The sequence below is a fragment of the Dankookia sp. GCM10030260 genome (genome assembly GCF_042666655.1).
Classification (GTDB): domain Bacteria; phylum Pseudomonadota; class Alphaproteobacteria; order Acetobacterales; family Acetobacteraceae; genus Paracraurococcus.
In genome coordinates this window covers 1-15,936 of record NZ_JBHTDE010000020.1, presented here as the reverse complement: position 1 = coordinate 15,936, position 15,936 = coordinate 1, and the positions used below count along the sequence as shown (strand labels likewise).

The 15,936-nt window shown below is 67.2% G+C and carries 19 protein-coding genes; 13 read left to right on the top strand and 6 right to left on the bottom strand.

Annotation, left to right across the window (positions count from 1 at the left end):
* Window positions 1–102 precede the first annotated feature (102 nt).
* The 4 genes from ACFQS7_RS27605 (at window position 103) to ACFQS7_RS27590 (ending at window position 2,197) form a co-directional block, all read left to right on the top strand.
* Window positions 103–501: a hypothetical protein gene (locus tag ACFQS7_RS27605; RefSeq protein ID WP_380070374.1), complete on the top strand. Its 399-nt coding sequence runs from the start codon at window positions 103–105 to the stop codon at window positions 499–501.
* A gap of 76 nt (window positions 502–577) precedes the next feature.
* Window positions 578–832: a hypothetical protein gene (locus ACFQS7_RS27600; protein WP_380070373.1), complete on the top strand. Its 255-nt coding sequence runs from the start codon at window positions 578–580 to the stop codon at window positions 830–832.
* A complete protein-coding gene (locus ACFQS7_RS27595; protein ID WP_380070372.1) occupies window positions 829–1,239 on the top strand; it encodes a putative toxin-antitoxin system toxin component, PIN family in 411 nt (136 codons plus the stop codon). The genes ACFQS7_RS27600 and ACFQS7_RS27595 overlap by 4 nt, the downstream gene beginning before the upstream one ends.
* Complete coding sequence (locus tag ACFQS7_RS27590; RefSeq protein WP_380070371.1) at window positions 1,229–2,197, top strand: tyrosine-type recombinase/integrase; 969 nt, start codon at window positions 1,229–1,231, stop codon at window positions 2,195–2,197. Before ACFQS7_RS27595 ends, ACFQS7_RS27590 begins: the two co-directional genes overlap by 11 nt.
* A 352-nt stretch (window positions 2,198–2,549) precedes the next feature.
* On the opposite strand, the gene ACFQS7_RS27585 is transcribed toward ACFQS7_RS27590, so the two are convergent.
* The 3 genes from ACFQS7_RS27585 to ACFQS7_RS27575 all read right to left on the bottom strand — a co-directional run bounded on the left by ACFQS7_RS27585 (window position 2,550) and on the right by ACFQS7_RS27575 (window position 5,205).
* Window positions 2,550–3,506 carry a replication protein RepA gene (locus ACFQS7_RS27585; RefSeq protein WP_380070370.1) on the bottom strand — a complete coding sequence of 319 codons (957 nt, stop codon included), beginning with the start codon at window positions 3,504–3,506 and terminating at the stop codon, window positions 2,550–2,552.
* A 659-nt stretch (window positions 3,507–4,165) separates the two neighbouring features.
* On the bottom strand, window positions 4,166–4,468 hold the full coding sequence (locus ACFQS7_RS27580) for a hypothetical protein (RefSeq protein ID WP_380070369.1): 303 nt from the start codon (window positions 4,466–4,468) through the stop codon (window positions 4,166–4,168).
* 32 nt (window positions 4,469–4,500) lie between these two features.
* A complete protein-coding gene (locus ACFQS7_RS27575; protein WP_380070368.1) occupies window positions 4,501–5,205 on the bottom strand; it encodes a division plane positioning ATPase MipZ in 705 nt (234 codons plus the stop codon).
* 81 nt (window positions 5,206–5,286) lie between these two features.
* Between ACFQS7_RS27575 and ACFQS7_RS27570 the strand changes: the two genes are divergently transcribed.
* On the top strand, window positions 5,287–5,610 hold the full coding sequence (locus tag ACFQS7_RS27570) for a hypothetical protein (protein WP_380070367.1): 324 nt from the start codon (window positions 5,287–5,289) through the stop codon (window positions 5,608–5,610).
* Between the two features lie 91 nt (window positions 5,611–5,701).
* Here ACFQS7_RS27570 and ACFQS7_RS27565 read toward each other — a convergent pair whose 3' ends face one another.
* From ACFQS7_RS27565 to ACFQS7_RS27555, 3 genes are all read right to left on the bottom strand, one after another.
* Window positions 5,702–6,541, bottom strand: a complete 840-nt coding sequence (locus tag ACFQS7_RS27565; protein ID WP_380070366.1) for an alpha/beta hydrolase family esterase — start codon at window positions 6,539–6,541, stop codon at window positions 5,702–5,704.
* A gap of 867 nt (window positions 6,542–7,408) precedes the next feature.
* A complete protein-coding gene (locus ACFQS7_RS27560) occupies window positions 7,409–7,642 on the bottom strand; it encodes a hypothetical protein (protein ID WP_380070365.1) in 234 nt (77 codons plus the stop codon).
* A gap of 704 nt (window positions 7,643–8,346) precedes the next feature.
* The gene (locus ACFQS7_RS27555) at window positions 8,347–9,846 is read right to left on the bottom strand and encodes an ABC-F family ATP-binding cassette domain-containing protein (protein ID WP_380070364.1); all 1,500 of its coding nucleotides are present in this window, start codon (window positions 9,844–9,846) and stop codon (window positions 8,347–8,349) included.
* 334 nt (window positions 9,847–10,180) lie between these two features.
* Here ACFQS7_RS27555 and ACFQS7_RS27550 point away from each other — a divergent pair, with 334 nt between their 5' ends.
* The 8 genes from ACFQS7_RS27550 to ACFQS7_RS27515 all read left to right on the top strand — a co-directional run bounded on the left by ACFQS7_RS27550 (window position 10,181) and on the right by ACFQS7_RS27515 (window position 15,874).
* Window positions 10,181–10,435 (top strand): hypothetical protein, encoded by a 255-nt coding sequence (locus ACFQS7_RS27550; protein WP_380070363.1) that lies wholly within the window; start codon window positions 10,181–10,183, stop codon window positions 10,433–10,435.
* A 366-nt stretch (window positions 10,436–10,801) separates the two neighbouring features.
* The gene (locus tag ACFQS7_RS27545; RefSeq protein ID WP_380070362.1) at window positions 10,802–11,161 is read left to right on the top strand and encodes a MarR family transcriptional regulator; all 360 of its coding nucleotides are present in this window, start codon (window positions 10,802–10,804) and stop codon (window positions 11,159–11,161) included.
* Between the two features lie 435 nt (window positions 11,162–11,596).
* A complete protein-coding gene (locus tag ACFQS7_RS27540) occupies window positions 11,597–12,337 on the top strand; it encodes a response regulator transcription factor (protein WP_380070361.1) in 741 nt (246 codons plus the stop codon).
* A gap of 29 nt (window positions 12,338–12,366) precedes the next feature.
* Window positions 12,367–12,774 carry a hypothetical protein gene (locus tag ACFQS7_RS27535; RefSeq protein ID WP_380070360.1) on the top strand — a complete coding sequence of 136 codons (408 nt, stop codon included), beginning with the start codon at window positions 12,367–12,369 and terminating at the stop codon, window positions 12,772–12,774.
* Between the two features lie 95 nt (window positions 12,775–12,869).
* Entirely contained in the window at window positions 12,870–13,148 is a 279-nt protein-coding gene (locus ACFQS7_RS27530; RefSeq protein WP_380070359.1) for a hypothetical protein, read from the top strand.
* Window positions 13,149–13,417: 269 nt separating this feature from the next.
* Window positions 13,418–14,368: a site-specific integrase gene (locus tag ACFQS7_RS27525; protein ID WP_380070358.1), complete on the top strand. Its 951-nt coding sequence runs from the start codon at window positions 13,418–13,420 to the stop codon at window positions 14,366–14,368.
* The gene (locus ACFQS7_RS27520; RefSeq protein WP_380070357.1) at window positions 14,365–15,003 is read left to right on the top strand and encodes a hypothetical protein; all 639 of its coding nucleotides are present in this window, start codon (window positions 14,365–14,367) and stop codon (window positions 15,001–15,003) included. Before ACFQS7_RS27525 ends, ACFQS7_RS27520 begins: the two co-directional genes overlap by 4 nt.
* The gene (locus ACFQS7_RS27515) at window positions 14,993–15,874 is read left to right on the top strand and encodes a segregation and condensation protein A (RefSeq protein WP_380070356.1); all 882 of its coding nucleotides are present in this window, start codon (window positions 14,993–14,995) and stop codon (window positions 15,872–15,874) included. Before ACFQS7_RS27520 ends, ACFQS7_RS27515 begins: the two co-directional genes overlap by 11 nt.
* Window positions 15,875–15,936 lie beyond the last annotated feature (62 nt).

Genomic DNA, 15,936 nt, shown 5'->3' with positions numbered 1-15,936 from the left:
CGCAGTCACGGTGGACACCAGCGCCGCGCCGGACAACCCACTGGCCTCGGCAGTCCCTGCCGGATGAGGCACCATGGCGCGCGCCGCATGGCATGTCCCGCAATGCGCCTGCCCGGCCGGCCCGTGATCAGGCGCATCACCGGCATCCGCGACGGCGGCCATCGTCACGGAGACGGGGATTTCCGCCGCGTCGACATGCCCATGCGGCAGCACACCGGCCAGCAGCAAGGTGGCCAGAAAAGCAAGGAGGCGGCAGGAGCGGAGCCGGAGAAGTCGGTTCAGCATTGCGATACCGCCGAGATGGCCAGGGCAGCCGCCGTCGTCAAGCGTCGGCTGGTAGGCATGACACGACGCCCATCGGCCCGGTGGCCAGACCAACGCCGCAGCGCGTTGAGCGTCACCATGACGGTCCCGCCGGAATCAGCCGAGGTCCACACCCAAAGACCAGTCGTCCAGATGGCGGTGGTCACCACAAGAATCATTGCAAAAACGAATATCTGATAATGTCCTTTATCATACGCTGCGGCTTGCCCCGGCGCACCCGGCCCGGATAGGCTCCGACGCCAGGAGGCACCGCATGCCCGACACCGTCCCCGTGACCATCGAGGTCGAGCCCGACGCCGCCGCCGCCCTCGCCGACCCGGCGACGCGCGCCCGGCTCGAACGCCTGGTCCGGCGCACGCTCCGGCCCGCCGGCGGCGTGGACCGGCTCTTCGCGGCGATGGACGCCCTCTCGGACGAGGCCCGTCACCGCGGTCTCACTGACGCGATCCTCGAGGCGGAACTTGCCGCCTACAACGCCGAGCGCCGGGACCGGCCGCCTGGCGCGTGATCGTCTTTGATACCTCTACCCTCGTCGGCGCGGTCATCGGCCGCGGCAGCGTTCCCGATCGGGCGGTGCGACATGCTTTCGCGGCCGACCAGGTCGCCGTGTCGGAAGCCATGCTGGCGGAGCTGCTCGACGTGCTCGCGCGGCCGCGGCTGGCGCGCTTCCTCGATCCCGACCTGCGCGACGAGGTGCTCGCGCTGCTCGACGCCTTCGGCGTGTTCTTCGTGCCCGCCGAGCGCGTGACCGATTGCCGCGATGCGAAGGACGACAAGGTGCTTGAGCTCGCCCTCGCCGCCGGCGCCGCGGTGATCGTCAGCGGCGATGCCGACCTGCTCGTGCTGCACCCCTGGCGCGGCGTGCGGGTGTTGCGGCCGGCGGAGTACCTTGCGGAGGTCACCGGTGGCGCATGACCTGATCCTGCCCGACGCTAGCTCCCTTAGCCTTCCTGCACTTGTGGCCGACAGTGACGAGCGCGCGGGGGTACGTTTCCTGGAGTTCTTCGCGGCCACCATCCGCAACCCGCACACGCGCCGCGCCTACAGCCAAGCCGTCGGCGCATTCATCGCCTGGTGCGAGGACGAGGCCGGCATACCCTCCCTCACCGCGGTGCAGCCGCTGCACGTCGCTGCCTGGATTGATTTGCAGGCGCGCGAGCATGCAGCGCCGACAGCGAAGCAGCGTTTAGCGGCGCTGCGCCACTTATTCGACTGGCTGGTCACCGGTCAGGTGATCCCGATCAATCCGGCGGGCTCGGTCCGTGGGCCGCGGCACCACTTCATTAAGGGCAAGACGCCGGTGCTCGACGCCGCCGAGGCGCGCCAGCTGCTCGACAGCATCGACGTCTCGACCCAGGCCGGCCTGCGCGATCGGGCGCTGATCGCGCTCATGGTTTTCAGCTTCGCCCGGGTCGGCGCTGCACTCGGCATGACCGTTGCTGACGTCTACACGCAGAATCAGCGGCTCTGGGTGCGGCTGCGCGAGAAGGGCGGTAAGCGGCACGAGATGCCCTGCCATCACACGCTCGACGACTACCTGCATGCCTACCTGGACGGCACTGGTATTGGCGAGGACGCGAAGGGGCCGCTCTTCCGGACGATCGGCCGCGGAACGGGGAAGCTGACGCACACTCCCCTGCCCCAGGCCAATGCCTACGCCATGATTCAACGTCGTGCTGCGGTGGCTGGGATTGGGATGAAGATCAGCAACCACACCTTCCGCGCCACCGGCATCACCGCCTACCTTAAGAATGGTGGCACGCTGGAAAACGCTGCAGCGATGGCCAACCATGCCAGCACGCGTACCACCCAACTTTACGATCGCCGGCGCGACGAGATCAGCCTCGGCGAGGTGGAGCGCATTCGAGTGTGAGGGCAAACTCAACCCAAATGGCCTCTATCGAACCCGGCACGGTTCACTCGACAGAAAAAATAGCCTCCATCTGGAGCCGCTGCCGTTCGAAGACGCCGTGGCAAACCTATAGGTGGCCCCAAGAGGCTCCTGCTTTGCCGCCCTCTATCACCTCATTGGCTCTGGGTAGACTTTCTATCACCAGGAGGATGTCCTGCTCGCCGCCAGTCGGTCCGCCTCAGTGTCTGGCAGTCCTACCTAGCCCATCCCCATCTGAACGATCAGCTCGGGCGGGGGCTCTTCCTGATCAACACAATGACCTCCCTCCCCCGGCTGTTGGTCAGCACCAGGGACTGCAACAGCAATGGAGGGGTCACTCGCGCAGTCCGCCGATCGCCACCAGGCGCGGCGCTACCGGCGGGCGCGACGGGTAAAGCGTCAGACCCTCCTCCCCCATCGTCACCATCGCACCCTCATAAGCCGCCACCGCCGGCGCCAGGGCTTTCCTGAAGTCGCGGACGAAATCGCGCTGCCTGGAGTAGCCGCCACCGAATTGCTCCCCCAGCGCCGCCCAGCGAATCGGTGTCGGCGCGATCAGTGTGTGCAGCCGGTAGGCCAGCCAGATGTAGAGGTCGAGCGACACGCTGCGGTCAGCCAGCTCGCGCAGTGCCGTCTCGCGTAGCGGCACTGGATGCCGCCGCAATGCCTCGTAGAACACTGGATCGAGGACAACTCGGTCCTCCCACAGCGAAGTCTGCCGCTCGTCCTCGCGCGGTCGTTCGTGAAAGCGTAGTCCGCTCTGCACGAAGCCGCCTTTGGTCCAACCGTCGGCGCTCTCGCCCTCCCAGCTGAACCGCAGATGGCACGCAGTGATCCGCACCGCCTGCTCGCGCAGCGCCTTGCCCGTCTCGCCGCCCCAGGTCAGCCCCATCCGCCCCAGCCAGTCGCGCATCGATCGACCGAGCTCGACCTCGCGCGAGCCTGTCCTGACCGCCTGGGTCTGCAGGTAGAGCAGGATCATTCGGGCCCGTGCCCCGTAGGGAACGCCGAGGTAGCTCCGCTTGCCGTCCTTTACTGTCCGGCCAGGCTCCACCAGAAGCGACACCCGGTGGCCGCGGCGCTCCCAGATTTCGTCGTCGGCCAGTTTCTTGTGCGGCAAGCCGGTGAGGCAGAAGCCGCTGTATGAGATACCGATCCGGCCGTCCTCGTCGGCCATGACCTCGGCCGCGATGTCGGCTAGCGGGCGTTTCTCCGGCTCCAGCATCGACCGGGCGCGCTCGCGACCATGCGCTAGGACCAGCCGTCGTGCGCCGCTGTCCGCCTCGTCCACTATCGCACCCTCACCTGATCGTGCCAGACCATCGGCGGCGCCGGCGGCCGGCGTCAATGGGGGGATAACTCGCGCTCCCTACTCGAAGGCTAGTTGAAAGTAATTAGTAGAGTCTGCGAGTTCTCCCCCCGGGATAAAGCCGATTCCTGCGAGTTTACCCCCCATTATGGCGAGTTCTCCCCCCGGGATGAACGGGTCGCCGGTGGATAAGCCGGGCGCGAGTTATCCCCCCACCTTCCGCCGAATCGGCCGAGGCAAGGGCAGATGAAACTGATTCAGATATCTAAATTATTGACACGTATACGCCCCGCCTGGGCATAGGCGCCCGCGGAGGAACACGAATGTCCGCGCCCAAGGGCATGCCCGCACTGGAGTGCAACATGTTCGACGTTGCCCAGGTTCTGCGGACGCTCACCGGCTTGGTCGACAACAACCGTGCCGCCGCGCGCCTCTAAGTTTTCCTGACCGAGCAGTCGCAGTAAGGGAATACGGTGGTCTGCTCACAGGATTTTATCGCCGAAGCCCTCGATGTCCACGACACGAACAACCAATACTTTGGTCTGTTATTGCATGACGCATAAAGCCCGCTGCGATTTGTTGAAATGACCGGCAGACCGGAATACCGATATGTCGGCATATCGGTATTCCGGTCTGCCTGCTCACCGGCGCGGCTGCTTCCGCAGATCGGTGAAGTCGGCCTCGACCACCGGATAGCCGGCCTCCCGCAGCAACTCGAGCAGCAGGATGGTTGCCGTCACCCCGCGCCGCGCCGCCCGGGTCTTGATCTCGGTTACCACCGCATCCGGCAACAGGAACTCGATACCCCGCCGCGGCGGCTTTGCGGGCGGTGCCGCGCGCATCGCCGCCGGTGCCGGCGCGGGCGCCGCCACCCCCCTCGCCTGCCCGACCGGCAGCGTCGCACTCAACGGATCCAGCCGCCGGCGCAGTTCGTCGTCGTTCAAATCCAGATCTGGCAGCGGCAGCGGAGCCCGGCTCACAGTTTTAGCCCCACTAGCGCCGCGACTTCGGCCGCCATAGCCTCGACATTGCCGGCGGCACCGCCCTCCGGGTCGTCCTCCAGCGGGCTTTTCCCGGTGTAGGTCATCATCCTGAACGCCGCCCGCTCGACCAATTCGGTCGACAGCATCGCCAGACCGCGCTGCTCGAACTGCCTCCGACTGTGCTCCGTCACCCGCTGGCGCAGCACCGGCGTCCGGGTCAGTACCACCCGGCAGTCGATCGGCCGACCAGTCAAATCCGCCGCCCGCGCCACCACCGCTGCCGTTTTCATCGCCTCCACGACATCGAACATCGACGGCTGGGCCGGAATCAGCACCAGGTTCGCCTTGCCGCAAGCGTAGAGCATCGCCTGGTTGCTCGACCCCTCCAAGTCGATCAGCACCATCTGCGACCGCTGCGAGGCCTCGGTGACTGCCTCCAGTAGCGTGTCGCTGGTCGCCACGTCCGCTCCCACCCCCTGCGGCTTGCCACGGCGAATCGTCTGGAACAGCGTCTGATTGGGGTCGGCGTCGAGGCAGAACACCGGCATATCGGTATCCCGGTCAACCGATATTCCGGTATTCCGATCATCCGACACATTAGAGAGCCGGCGTGCCAGGGTGGTTGCCAGACAGAAGGCGAGGGTAGTTTTTCCCACGCCCCCCTTGGTACTTGCCAAAGCTATGATCGGTGTTGCCATGCCGCCAGCATGCCGGTCAGCCTATATGTCAGTCTACCGGAACAACCAAGCAACCGGCATGTCGGCATGCCGGTACACTAATTGGCCGATATGCCGGTTAATCGGCTTGTCGGCATTTCGATAACCCGACTAACCGACAAAACCGCTTCTCGGCCAGCCGATCTTCCGACGTGTCCGGAAGTCGATACGCCGGTAAACCGGCATTTCGGCGCACCGACATGCCGGCGCTTAACGTTGGTGGCCGTGGGGATAACCAGCCGGGGCATGGGTGGTGATGCCGCCAAGCAGCGCGCCGCCGACCGCACCGATCCCGGCGCCGGCCAGCATCCGGGTCTGCGCGTCGTTGCCATGGCCTCGAACGTATGGTGGCGGGATGGTGCGGAAGCGGTGCCTGTCGGCCGATAGGACGAAGCGTCGCCTCGGATTGGCCATAACAAGGCGCTCAAGGCCGAACCGGGACAGACGCAAAGGCGTGGATCGTCGGACGCGGCCTTCGCTACAGCCGGTCGATGCCCCAGAACGCCGCGATGTGGTGAGCGGCCGACAGACCGGCGCTGACCACCCAAGGCCCCTCGCATTCGCCGTCCGCGCGACGCGGATCGATCGGGAAACCGTGGCCTATGGCCGCCAGGGTCCAGAGCTCGACCGCCGGGCGGGTCGGCTTGCCCCAGGCACGCCGCAGGATGCCGGGCACTGGCGCGGTTTCGCTGGTGGGCGAGGCATCGAAGCCGTGCAGCGCCGTCCACTGGGCGGCGAGTGCCTCGGCGTTGGCCGGGTTCACCATACGGTCTCGTCCACCCTGCCAGATCGACAGGCGCGGCCACGATCGCGTCGATCGGGCGGGGAGGGCCGCCTGAACCGCGGCCGCCAAGGCGCCACGGCTACGATATGGATCGGCGCGGTACATGCGCAGCAGCGCCATGGCGGAGGTGCTCGCCGTGCCAACCGGCATACCGGCGACTGCTGCCCCGGCGGCGAACACGGCGGGATAAGCCGCCAGCAGGGCCACGGCCATCGCTCCGCCGGCGGAGAGGCCGACGACGAATACGCGTCGCCGGTCGGAGCGGTAGCGCTTGGCCGCAACACTCACCATCTGCCGGATCGACTTTGCCTCGCCGCCGCCGCGGCGGGCATCGGCGGGGCGATGCCAGTTGAAGCAGCGGCCGCGGTTGTTCTCGGCCGTCTGCTCCGGCAGGACCAAAGCGCAGCGGAGGCGCCGGGCGAGTGCCAACCAGCCCGCATTGGTGGCGAAGCCGGCGGCATCCTGCTGGCAGCCATGCAGCACGACGATCAACGGCGCGTCCGGGGGCAGCCGGGCCGGCGCATAGACCAGCATGCGTAGCCCCCCGGGATTGGAGCCGAAGTGGGCGACCTCTGTCACACGATCTGCGGCGGCCGTGTCTCTGACGTCCCTGAGCGCCGGAAGCCAAAAGGAAAGCAGCGCCGACACGGTTCGCGTCGCTCGATGGAGGCGTTCCGCGGCGTGATGCTTCTTCCGTGCTGACGTCATGGGTTGAACTGTGCCATGCCGTGGCTTGTACATGGCTGGGATCAGGATTGCAGCGCACCGGGCGGACGACCAATACCGGCATCCCTAAACCCGGTGAGGCTAGCCTCTGGCAGCGGCCTTGGCTTTCCACCGCCTGCGTCTAGCGCGCGTTCTCAGCAGCTCCCAGCCGGGCATGAGATGGCCGATCGGCTGGACAGGAACCGGGGTCACGGCGGGGTCTTCAGCAGGTGGTGGGGTCGGAGCAGAGCGGCCCTGGACCTCCTCCGGCCAGGGCGCGGCGTGCGCCGCCTCCGCCGGGGCTGGCATGCGGCTTGTTCGGCGGTAGACGACCTCGACCACGCGGCTCTGGCCTGCGACTGCGCCACGCCGCCGCGAGGTGATGTGCAGGAACTGCTTATCCTCGGGGGAGGGGAGCGATCCTGGCGTGGTCATGCGGGAAAAGACGCGATCGGCTTCGGACATGCGGCTCCAGACGAGGCGGGTGTGTCCAGGCGGCAGTTGCAGCGGCGCCAGAACCTCGGGGCAAAGTAGTATGCTGCTATTAACACAGACAGAGATTACGGGCTGCGCCGGACCGTGGCTATGGCTTGGAGTTACTCCGGCTTCGTAAGCGGATCCTAAACGGCCAGCCGTTCCACAACCCTCAGTATCATCCAGTGCGAAGCGGCGGCCCACAGCGCTGAAACGGGTCTATTATTGCTTCCACATGCTGGCATCGCTTATCTGCCACGCCTCAACTCGGTAACTCGGGCAGAAGATGGCGAGGAGCATGGCCTCGGTTTCGGCGTCGTCTGCATCGAACCACTTGGCCTGCCAATAGTCGTTTGTCCAAATGGTCTCACATAGTAAACCGTCATCTTTGTAACCGGCGAAATAGAGCGGCTGCGTGTGCTTCATCTCCACTGCGGCTACAAGGTGCTTGAACATTGATGCTATCCAGCTCTGCTTCGACAAGGGAAAAGGCGAGGCATCATTTGGGTTTCTTGATCCGCCCCACAGCAGAAGAATGACGCTGGTATATCAACCAAAGATATACAAAGCAAAGCGAGGACCGATCACCTGGAGCGGCGCAATTTGGCAAACCTGATGGGGTCAGGCTGCGGTCAGGCCGTCTTCCGCAACCTCGGTTGCCGCGTCGACTTCGTGGCTGATCAGGACGACCCAAAATAACGAAAGCACCGTGTGGCCGTAGATGGCCCGGCAGCCTAGGTCAACGTGGCCTTACCTGAAACAAGATCTTAATAACCGAGATCATGGGGCAAGGCAGGCACCGGCGCGGCAACTCGAGCGGCGCCTTTGGCGCAGCCGGTGTGGCAAAGCGGGTGTCCATCGTGGTGCAGCCTGACACGCGCCCGCCTGGGGTGCGGGAGAGCGACCGGCCACGTCTCCCGCTGCGGGCTGAGCAGCCCGACAAGGCGGGAAGGGAGGCGGGGGAGGCAGCATGGCCACTGCCGCTAGGGGAGACCTAGCCCGCCCCGCGAAAGAAAAATGCCACGAGATTATCAACCTAAGATATTTACAGCGAGGCAAAGGGCGATCACCTGGGGCGGCGCCTAACACGCGGTTTTTTGCGCGTCCCGCGCCTGTTCCTGTTTTGCCTAAGCAATGTATGTGGTGGTCCTGCAGGCTGCTCAAAGGACAGCTGTTACCGCAGGATCGGACAGTTCACGCGTTGTCCCCGGCTCGACGACCAGGAAGCGCGTCCCGACGGTCCGGACGAAGCTGCGGTCGTGCGAAACCAGGACACAGGTGGCCTCCTGCGCCAGCAGTTCCGCTTCGAGCCGCTCCTGGCCGGGGATGTCCACGTGGTTCGTGGGTTCATCCAGAAGATACAGGTTCGGCTCCGCCAGCCGCAGCGCTAGCAGCCCCAACCGGGCCTTCTGGCCAGGCGACAGCCTCCCGATCGGCTTGTGATGCATGTCCACGCCAAGGCCCGCGCCGGCGAGAAGGCTGGTGGCGCGCCCGTCGCTGACATCTCGATGCGCCGCGATGATGCGATGCGGTGTCCCGTCGTCCGGCAGGTGCGCCATGCTCTGTGCGGCATGGCCGAGAACGACGCCTGGGCCGACCTTCACCCCGGGCGACTGGTCTGCCACGGCGCGGCGCAGCATGGCGATGAGCTGTGACTTGCCGACGCCATTGCGTCCTAGCAGCACCATCCTGTCGCCCTGGTGCAGGTCGAGCTTGGCGATGCGGAACAGGGCGCGCCCGTCCGGCGCCTGGACCACCGCGTCGCGCAAGGAGATCAGCACCCTGGCGTGGGTGCCGCGGCTGGCGAGGCTTATCTCGCCCGGCCTTTCCAGGTGGGCTGGGCGCAGGGTTTGCTCGAGGCGTTTGGCGCGGTCGCGCAGCTGCATGGACTTCTTCTGTAGCAGGTCGCTGCCGCTGTTCACGCCGACGTTGCGCAGTTCGCCGGCATTGCGGCGCAGGCGCTCAACCTCCTTGGCGTCCTTGGCATGCTTACGGTCCTGCGCGGCGTCGTCCTCACCGAGCAGGTGCCGGGCCCGCGAGTAGGGGTGAGCGTAGTGACGGCTCACCCCCGGCCGCAGGAACAGCGTGCGCGTCGTGCAGGCGTCCAGGAAGGCACGATCGTGGCTGGCGACCAGCATGGGTGTCTGCGCGGCGCCGCCGGAGATCCATTCTTCGAGCCAGTTGATCTTCTCGCCATCCAAGTGGTTGGTTGGCTCGTCGAGGAGGAGCGCATCGGGCTGCGTGACCCAAGCTCGGGCCAGCAGCACCAACCGCTGCCAGCCTCCACTCAATGCCGCCACAGGCCGTTCGCGGAGGTCCTCCGGCGTCTCGAACTCGTCGAGCACCACGCCGACGCGCCACGCCTCGTGCTCTCGCTCGGCCGGCGGCAGGGCACGCCGTACCGCTTCCCGCATAGTCAGGTTGAGCAGCGCGTCCGGCACGTTCTGCTCGACATAGGCGACCAGCGAGCCGTGAGACAGGGCAACGCTGCCCATGTCGGGCTTTGCCAAGCCCGCGATGCACCGGAGCAGGGTCGTCTTTCCACCACCATTGCCGGCAATAAGGCCGATCCGGTCACCGGGCCCGATGCTGAGAGTGAGGTTCTGGAACAGCGTCCGCGGCGTGACCACGCCGACGTCGCGCAAGCTGATGAGTGTCATGACAAAGCCCGATCCAGTGCCGGCCATGCAAGGGGCAGGCAAATGCAATTCGGGCAGCCCGGCTCGGAAGCGGCTCAGCTCCGGAGAAGTCTGCCCTGCGACGGCGATCGCAGGGCGGCAACAGGCCCGCGCGGGTGATGCTGGTTGTAATCGGACACCCAACCCTCCCTCGCGCTATGTGGGACCGGAGAGGAGCCTATCGGCCTGCAGGATGGTCGAGCAAGAGGTTCATGCATCGAGCCGCGCTGACCCACGACAGGTCGCACTGCTGGCCATCCAGGTCGGGCCAGAGAGGCGCTGGCCGTTCCCCTGACGAGGCAGTAGGGCAGGGGGCATGCGCGATCCCATCCGACAGGCCGAGCGGCTGATTGCTATCCGCCTGCGCTATACGATCAACTCCCATCTGGAGGACCAGGCCGTCACCACGCCGGCAGCGATCGGCGCGGCCACCGGCCTGCCCGCCGCCGAGGCCGTGGGGCTGCTGACCCGCCGGCAGTGGCGGGCCGGCGACGTTGCCGCGCTGCGGGCCGTGGCTGACCGGCTCGGGCTGCAGGTGGTGCCGCCGGACACCAGCCTACTGCGGGGGTAGCGCGGGCTTGGTGAGAGGGGCCGGCGGCGCTGTTGCGCTTGCGCGGGCCACGGCGAAGCGCTTGCCCCGGCCGGATCCGTTCGCTGATCCGCCGGCACCGCTTCGCGTCTTAACCTTGATCAGCGCTCTACCTAGCTGAACCTCTAACACGCGTTCTGCTCCCTTCCCGCGTGTTAGGAGAAGGCTGCCACAATTGCGGTCGGAAGCCGCCAAGTGGTTAGACTCACGTCGGCTTCTTGTGTTTCAAGTCCATGACCTCGGACGCGATGGTCCCAAGACCACGCCCGCGCACCTGTGACGGAGCCGAACATCGCGGTCGGAACGAAAACCTCGGCATTCTCTTCTTGATGCTGAGGAGAACAGACCATGACAGCTGCGATGAGCGACGGCGCACTGACGCAGGTGCTGCGCAAGACGATGTTGGCCTTGGTCAGGCGCGACGATGTGGATCTCACCAGCCGCCAGCTTGGCGTCTTTCTGACTGTCTATCTGACCGCTGGCCCGCATACGGTGCGCGGCTTGGCGGCGGGGCTCAACGTCTCCAAGCCCGCCATCACCCGCGCTTTGGACAGGCTCGGTGAACTGAGTCTCGTCCGGCGCAAGGTGGATTCGATGGATCGCCGCAGCGTGCTTGTGCAGCCGACCCAAGCGGGGGAGGCGTTCCTGGCAGAGTTGCGCCACGTCATGGCGGCGGCGGGTACGGAACACCTCACCGCTGCGGCGTGAACACCCGCGCTGCAGCGCCGGGCCATGCAGTGCCGCCGATTGCTCCGCCCCATCGCGCCACGAAGCAGGATCAGGTCTGGCGCGCCCTTCTGGGCGGCAACGGCAACGGCACCGCCAAGCGGGCAGGGAAGGGATCCCGGGCCTGCCAAGATAGCAGTTGGCCAGCACTGAGCCGCCGAATTGCCCTGGTCGCCGCGCCGCTTGGTCCCCAGCGACGTATGGTGGGTTATTCAGGCGTGAATCAACCTTTGCGTGTAGTGCCTCTCTATCAACACGCGTTCGTTGCAACACAGTATCGTGCTGGTAGGCGCTGATTTCGGCGTTGCCGGGGATCATCTCACTCCCGTATTTGAACGTCTAAGTTGAGCGTTGGATCAGTTTTGAGACACCAATGCGCAGCGATGCCCCGCCGCACCGGTCAAGGATCCCCCCGTCGTGACCCCCCGTCCCATCCTCATCATTGAAGACGACGCTGCGCTGCGCGCCACCCTCGCCGAGCAGATCGGCATGGACGGCAGCTTCATCGCTGTAGCCGCCGAGAGCGCGGCTGACGCTGCTGCCAAGCTGGCCGAGGCGGATGTCCGCTACGACGCTATCCTGCTCGATGTCGGCCTGCCGGACGGCGATGGCCGCGACTTCTGCGCCAAGCTTCGGCGCGACGGCAACACCACGCCGGTCATCATGCTGACCGGCGCCGATGCCGAAGCTGACGTGGTTCGTGGTCTCGATGCTGGTGCCAATGACTATGTCGCCAAGCCCTTCCGCCTGCCGGAACTACTGGCCCGGGTCCGCGCCCAGCTCCGCACCTTTGACAACTCGGAAGCCGCGGTCTTCACCATTGGACCCTACCAGTTCCGCCCGAGCGCCAAGCTGCTGCTGGACTCCGGCAAGAACCGCAAGATCCGGCTGACCGACAAGGAAATCCGAATCCTCAAGTATCTGCTCCGGACAAACGGCGCTGCCGTGGACCGCGCGACGCTGCTGACTGATGTCTGGGGCTTCAACAGCGGGGTGACCACCCACACGCTGGAGACCCACATCTACCGCCTGCGGCAGAAGATGGAGGCGGATCCGTCGAGCCCACGGCTGCTGATGACCGACCGCGGTGCCTACCGGTTGAATGCTACCGCACCGTCCGACGTCGGCGCCGAGCGTGAGCCTCTCCGCACACACTGAAGCACACTCCTCAGCGTTGGATGCCGATCATGGCTAACATCCTGCTCTTTCCTGCCGAGCGCGCCTCGGCTGCAGCGCATCAGTACGATGCGCTGCAAACTCAGGCTGAGGCACTCGCAGCCTCTCTCGATGCCGACGCGTGGCCGGAGGACGACACGGGAGACATCGACGAGCTTGCGACGGTGGTCAATCTGGCCGCCGCTCCGTCACAGTCGCTCGCCGGGCTGGTGACCAAGGTGGAGATCTTGGTTGCCCGCCTTGCACCGGACGACGGAACCGACGCTGGTTTGTGCCTCGCCGAGGCAAGCCTGTTGCGGTCCGTGCTGCGCGATGTGCGCGCCTTTGTCGCGGACGCCGTCTTTGCGGCCCAGGGTGCCGACCTGTGGGCACCGGTCTCGACCGGAGCCAATCTTATGCAGGGAACCGGCGCAGGCTGATGCACCAGGGCCGGGTCGGATGCGTGAGGTCTCATAGAGATCAGATCTCAGACATCTGCTTCGCAGTGCGACCATGCTCCTGCTAGGTGTGGTCAATGCACGACAACATGAGTGACCAAGCCATCAAAACCGATGACAACAGCAAGGCCCAGAGCGGGCCGGACCGCGCCGAACGGCTCCGTGAACGCATTCGGCTATCGCAGACCATCGCCGCCCAAAGGGCTCGCATCGAAGCAACAGGCGGCAGGCCCAGCGAGGCCGAGGCCGCACGCATGGTGAGCGAGTTCCACGCCCGGGGCGGTCAGGTGACCATCTGTCCTCCACCGGATGACAGCGTCACCGATGGCGAGTCTGGGCACGGCAAACACCGCTGAAAAGCTGCAAGGGCTGATCGACTGCTCTTCGGCACCGCGCTTCCCCCTGATGGCGGCTCACCCCGTACTGCCTCTCACGCTCTGTCCGCGCTTCCCGCTTGCCAGCGCTATCTCAGGCGCCCTGCCTCCCCTCTGATAAGTCCCGCTTCCCCTGGCTCCAGAAGGATAGCCGACGTTATTCGCTGAGGCTCCATAAGAGCCCTTCTGGAGCCTGTTGACCTGCTGCCGCAATTCATGCCCCAATGCCGGCAAGTCGTTGAGATCTCCCGATGCCCGAGCTCGCACGCCTGCCCGACGCCGAGGTCGCCCGCGCCGCCGGCTATGCCCGCCAGGCCCTCGCGCCGGCGACGCTGGCTGCTTACGCCGCCGACTGGGCCGATTTCTCGGCGTGGTGCGGCGCGAAGGGCATGGCATCCCTGCCGGCGGCACCGGTCACCGTGGCCGGCTACCTTGCCGCCCTGGCCACCACCCACGCCGGCGCCACCCTGCGCCGCCGGCTTGCCGCCATCGGCCGCGCCCACCGCATGGCCGGCCACCCCTGGTCGGGGTCGCACCCGGCACTGCGCGACACCCTCGCCGGCATCGCCCGCCAGCACGGCACACCCCAGCGTCGCGCCGCGGCGATCGGCACCGCCGAGATCCGCCGCCTGGTCGCCACCTGCAGCGACGGGCTCACCGGCACCCGCGACCGGGCGCTTCTGCTGCTCGGCTTCGCGGCGGCGCTGCGGCGGAGCGAGCTGGTCGCGGTCGAGCGCGAGCACCTGACCGTCACGCCCGAGGGACTGCGCCTGCTGATCCCGCGCGCCAAATCCGATCAGCAGGGCAGGGGGGCCGAGCTCGGCCTCCCGCGCGGCCGAAAGCCGGAGACCTGCCCGGTGCGGGCCATGGAGGCCTGGCTGCAGGCGAGCGACTGCCGCTACGGCCCGGTGTTCCGCAAGATCGACCGCTGGGGCACCGTGGAGACCACGGCGCTGCACCCCTATGCCCTGCCCAGGATCCTGGCCCGGCGGCTGGCGCTGGCCGGGATCAAGCCCGCCGGGCTCGAGCGGCTGTCGCTGCACGGGCTGCGGGCGGGCTTCATCACCGAGGCCTACAAGGCGGGCGCGCGCGACGAGGCCATCATGGAACACAGCCGCCACAAGGACATCCGCACCATGCGCGGCTATGTCCGCCGCGCCAAGCTCGTCGGCGAGAGCCCGGCCGGACTGGTCGGGCTGTGAGCCAAGCGGTGGCCAGGGCAGGGGAGGGGCCTGGCTCCGCCGCGGATGCCGCGGTGCTGGCGCTGCCGCACACCGACTGGCTCTACCACCACCTCCGGGTCACCGGCGGCCACGCTGATGTCGCGGCCTTCCGCGCGGCAGCGGCCGGCGCCGGCGTCATCCCTTGGGCGTACGACCTTGGCCCGACGACGGAGGACTGGTTCCACCGGCTGGCCGCACCACCGGCACCGCAGCGGCGTAGCCTCAGCCTGGAGGGCTGCCGCATCCTCGCCGGCCAGCTGCGCGACGCCGCCGAGGCACGCCAGCGCCGGGTGGCGGAGCGGGCGGCGACGAGCCGGGCCTGCCCGCTCGACCTGCACCGGCTGCTACCGGTCCCCGACCGCCTGCTGAAGCTCGGGCCAGAGCAGCCGGAGACGCTGGCTTGGCTATGGGCGCACTGGGGCACCACCCAGGCGCTTCGCGGCGTGGTGGAACTGCAGGTGCCGGGCCGGGGCAAGCCGCGGCCGCCCGACCCCGGGCTGGTCTGGCTGGGCTTCTGGTCGGCGGACTGGACACCCTGGCCGGCCATCCTGGCCCTGCGTGCCCGCTGGCCTGGCCTCTCGATCGACGTCCGGCCGCTCTACGATGACCCTTGAGCCGGACACGGCCAAGGCGTTCGTCAACGAAGTACCGGCCATGATCGGCAATGCCGGGGCGCCGGCGCTGCGGCTCGGTGCCTGGGAGGGCCCGCTCGACCTGCTGCTGGAGCTGGCCCGGGCACAACGGGTCGACTTGGTGCGGATCTCGGTCCCGGAACTGGCGGCGCAGTTCGTCGCGGCGCTGGACACCGCCATCGCGTGCCGGCGGGTGCCGCTGTCGCGGTTGGCCGAGTGGACCATCATGGCAGCCTGGCTGCTGGTGCTGCGCTCGCGCCTGCTACTGCCGGCTGGCACGGCGGAGAGTGCCGAAGCCGAGCGGGAGGCAGCCGACCTGCGCCGGCGGCTGGCCGATCGGGAAGCGGCACGACGCTTGGCCGATTGGCTGGAGCGGCGCGATCAGCTCGGCCGCGAGGTCTTCGCGCGCGGGGCAGCGGAGCCGGACACGATTGCCGAGCCGGCGGCGGACGTGACCGAGCTGCTGCGGGCCTGCCTCAAGCTGCTCGAGGTGCCGTGGCGCGAGCGAGCGTACCGGCCGCGGCCGCCGCTCCTCTGGCGCGCGCCAGAGGCGCTGGCCCGCATCCGCGCCCTGCTGCCGGGCCTGCCCGCGGGCGCCTCGCTCGACGAGCTGCTGCCGCCAGCACCGGCGGGCGAGGGAGCGGCCCTGTGGCGGCGCAGCGCGCTGGCCAGCACCTTGCTCGCCGGGCTTGAGCTCTGCCGGGACGGCACTCTCGGGCTCGACCAGGATCAGGCCTTCGGCGCCGTTCGGATCGCCCTGAATTCTGAGTCGAATGCGCCTCTGCTACGTACCCATCCGGCCAAGGCCGCGGTTGGTGCGGGCCGGGGTTTTGGCGACGCTCACCGCTTCTGATCGAGGCTGAGTTCCTTGAGGCTTTCGATGCCGCGGTCGGTGAACCCGAGCGTGACACGGTC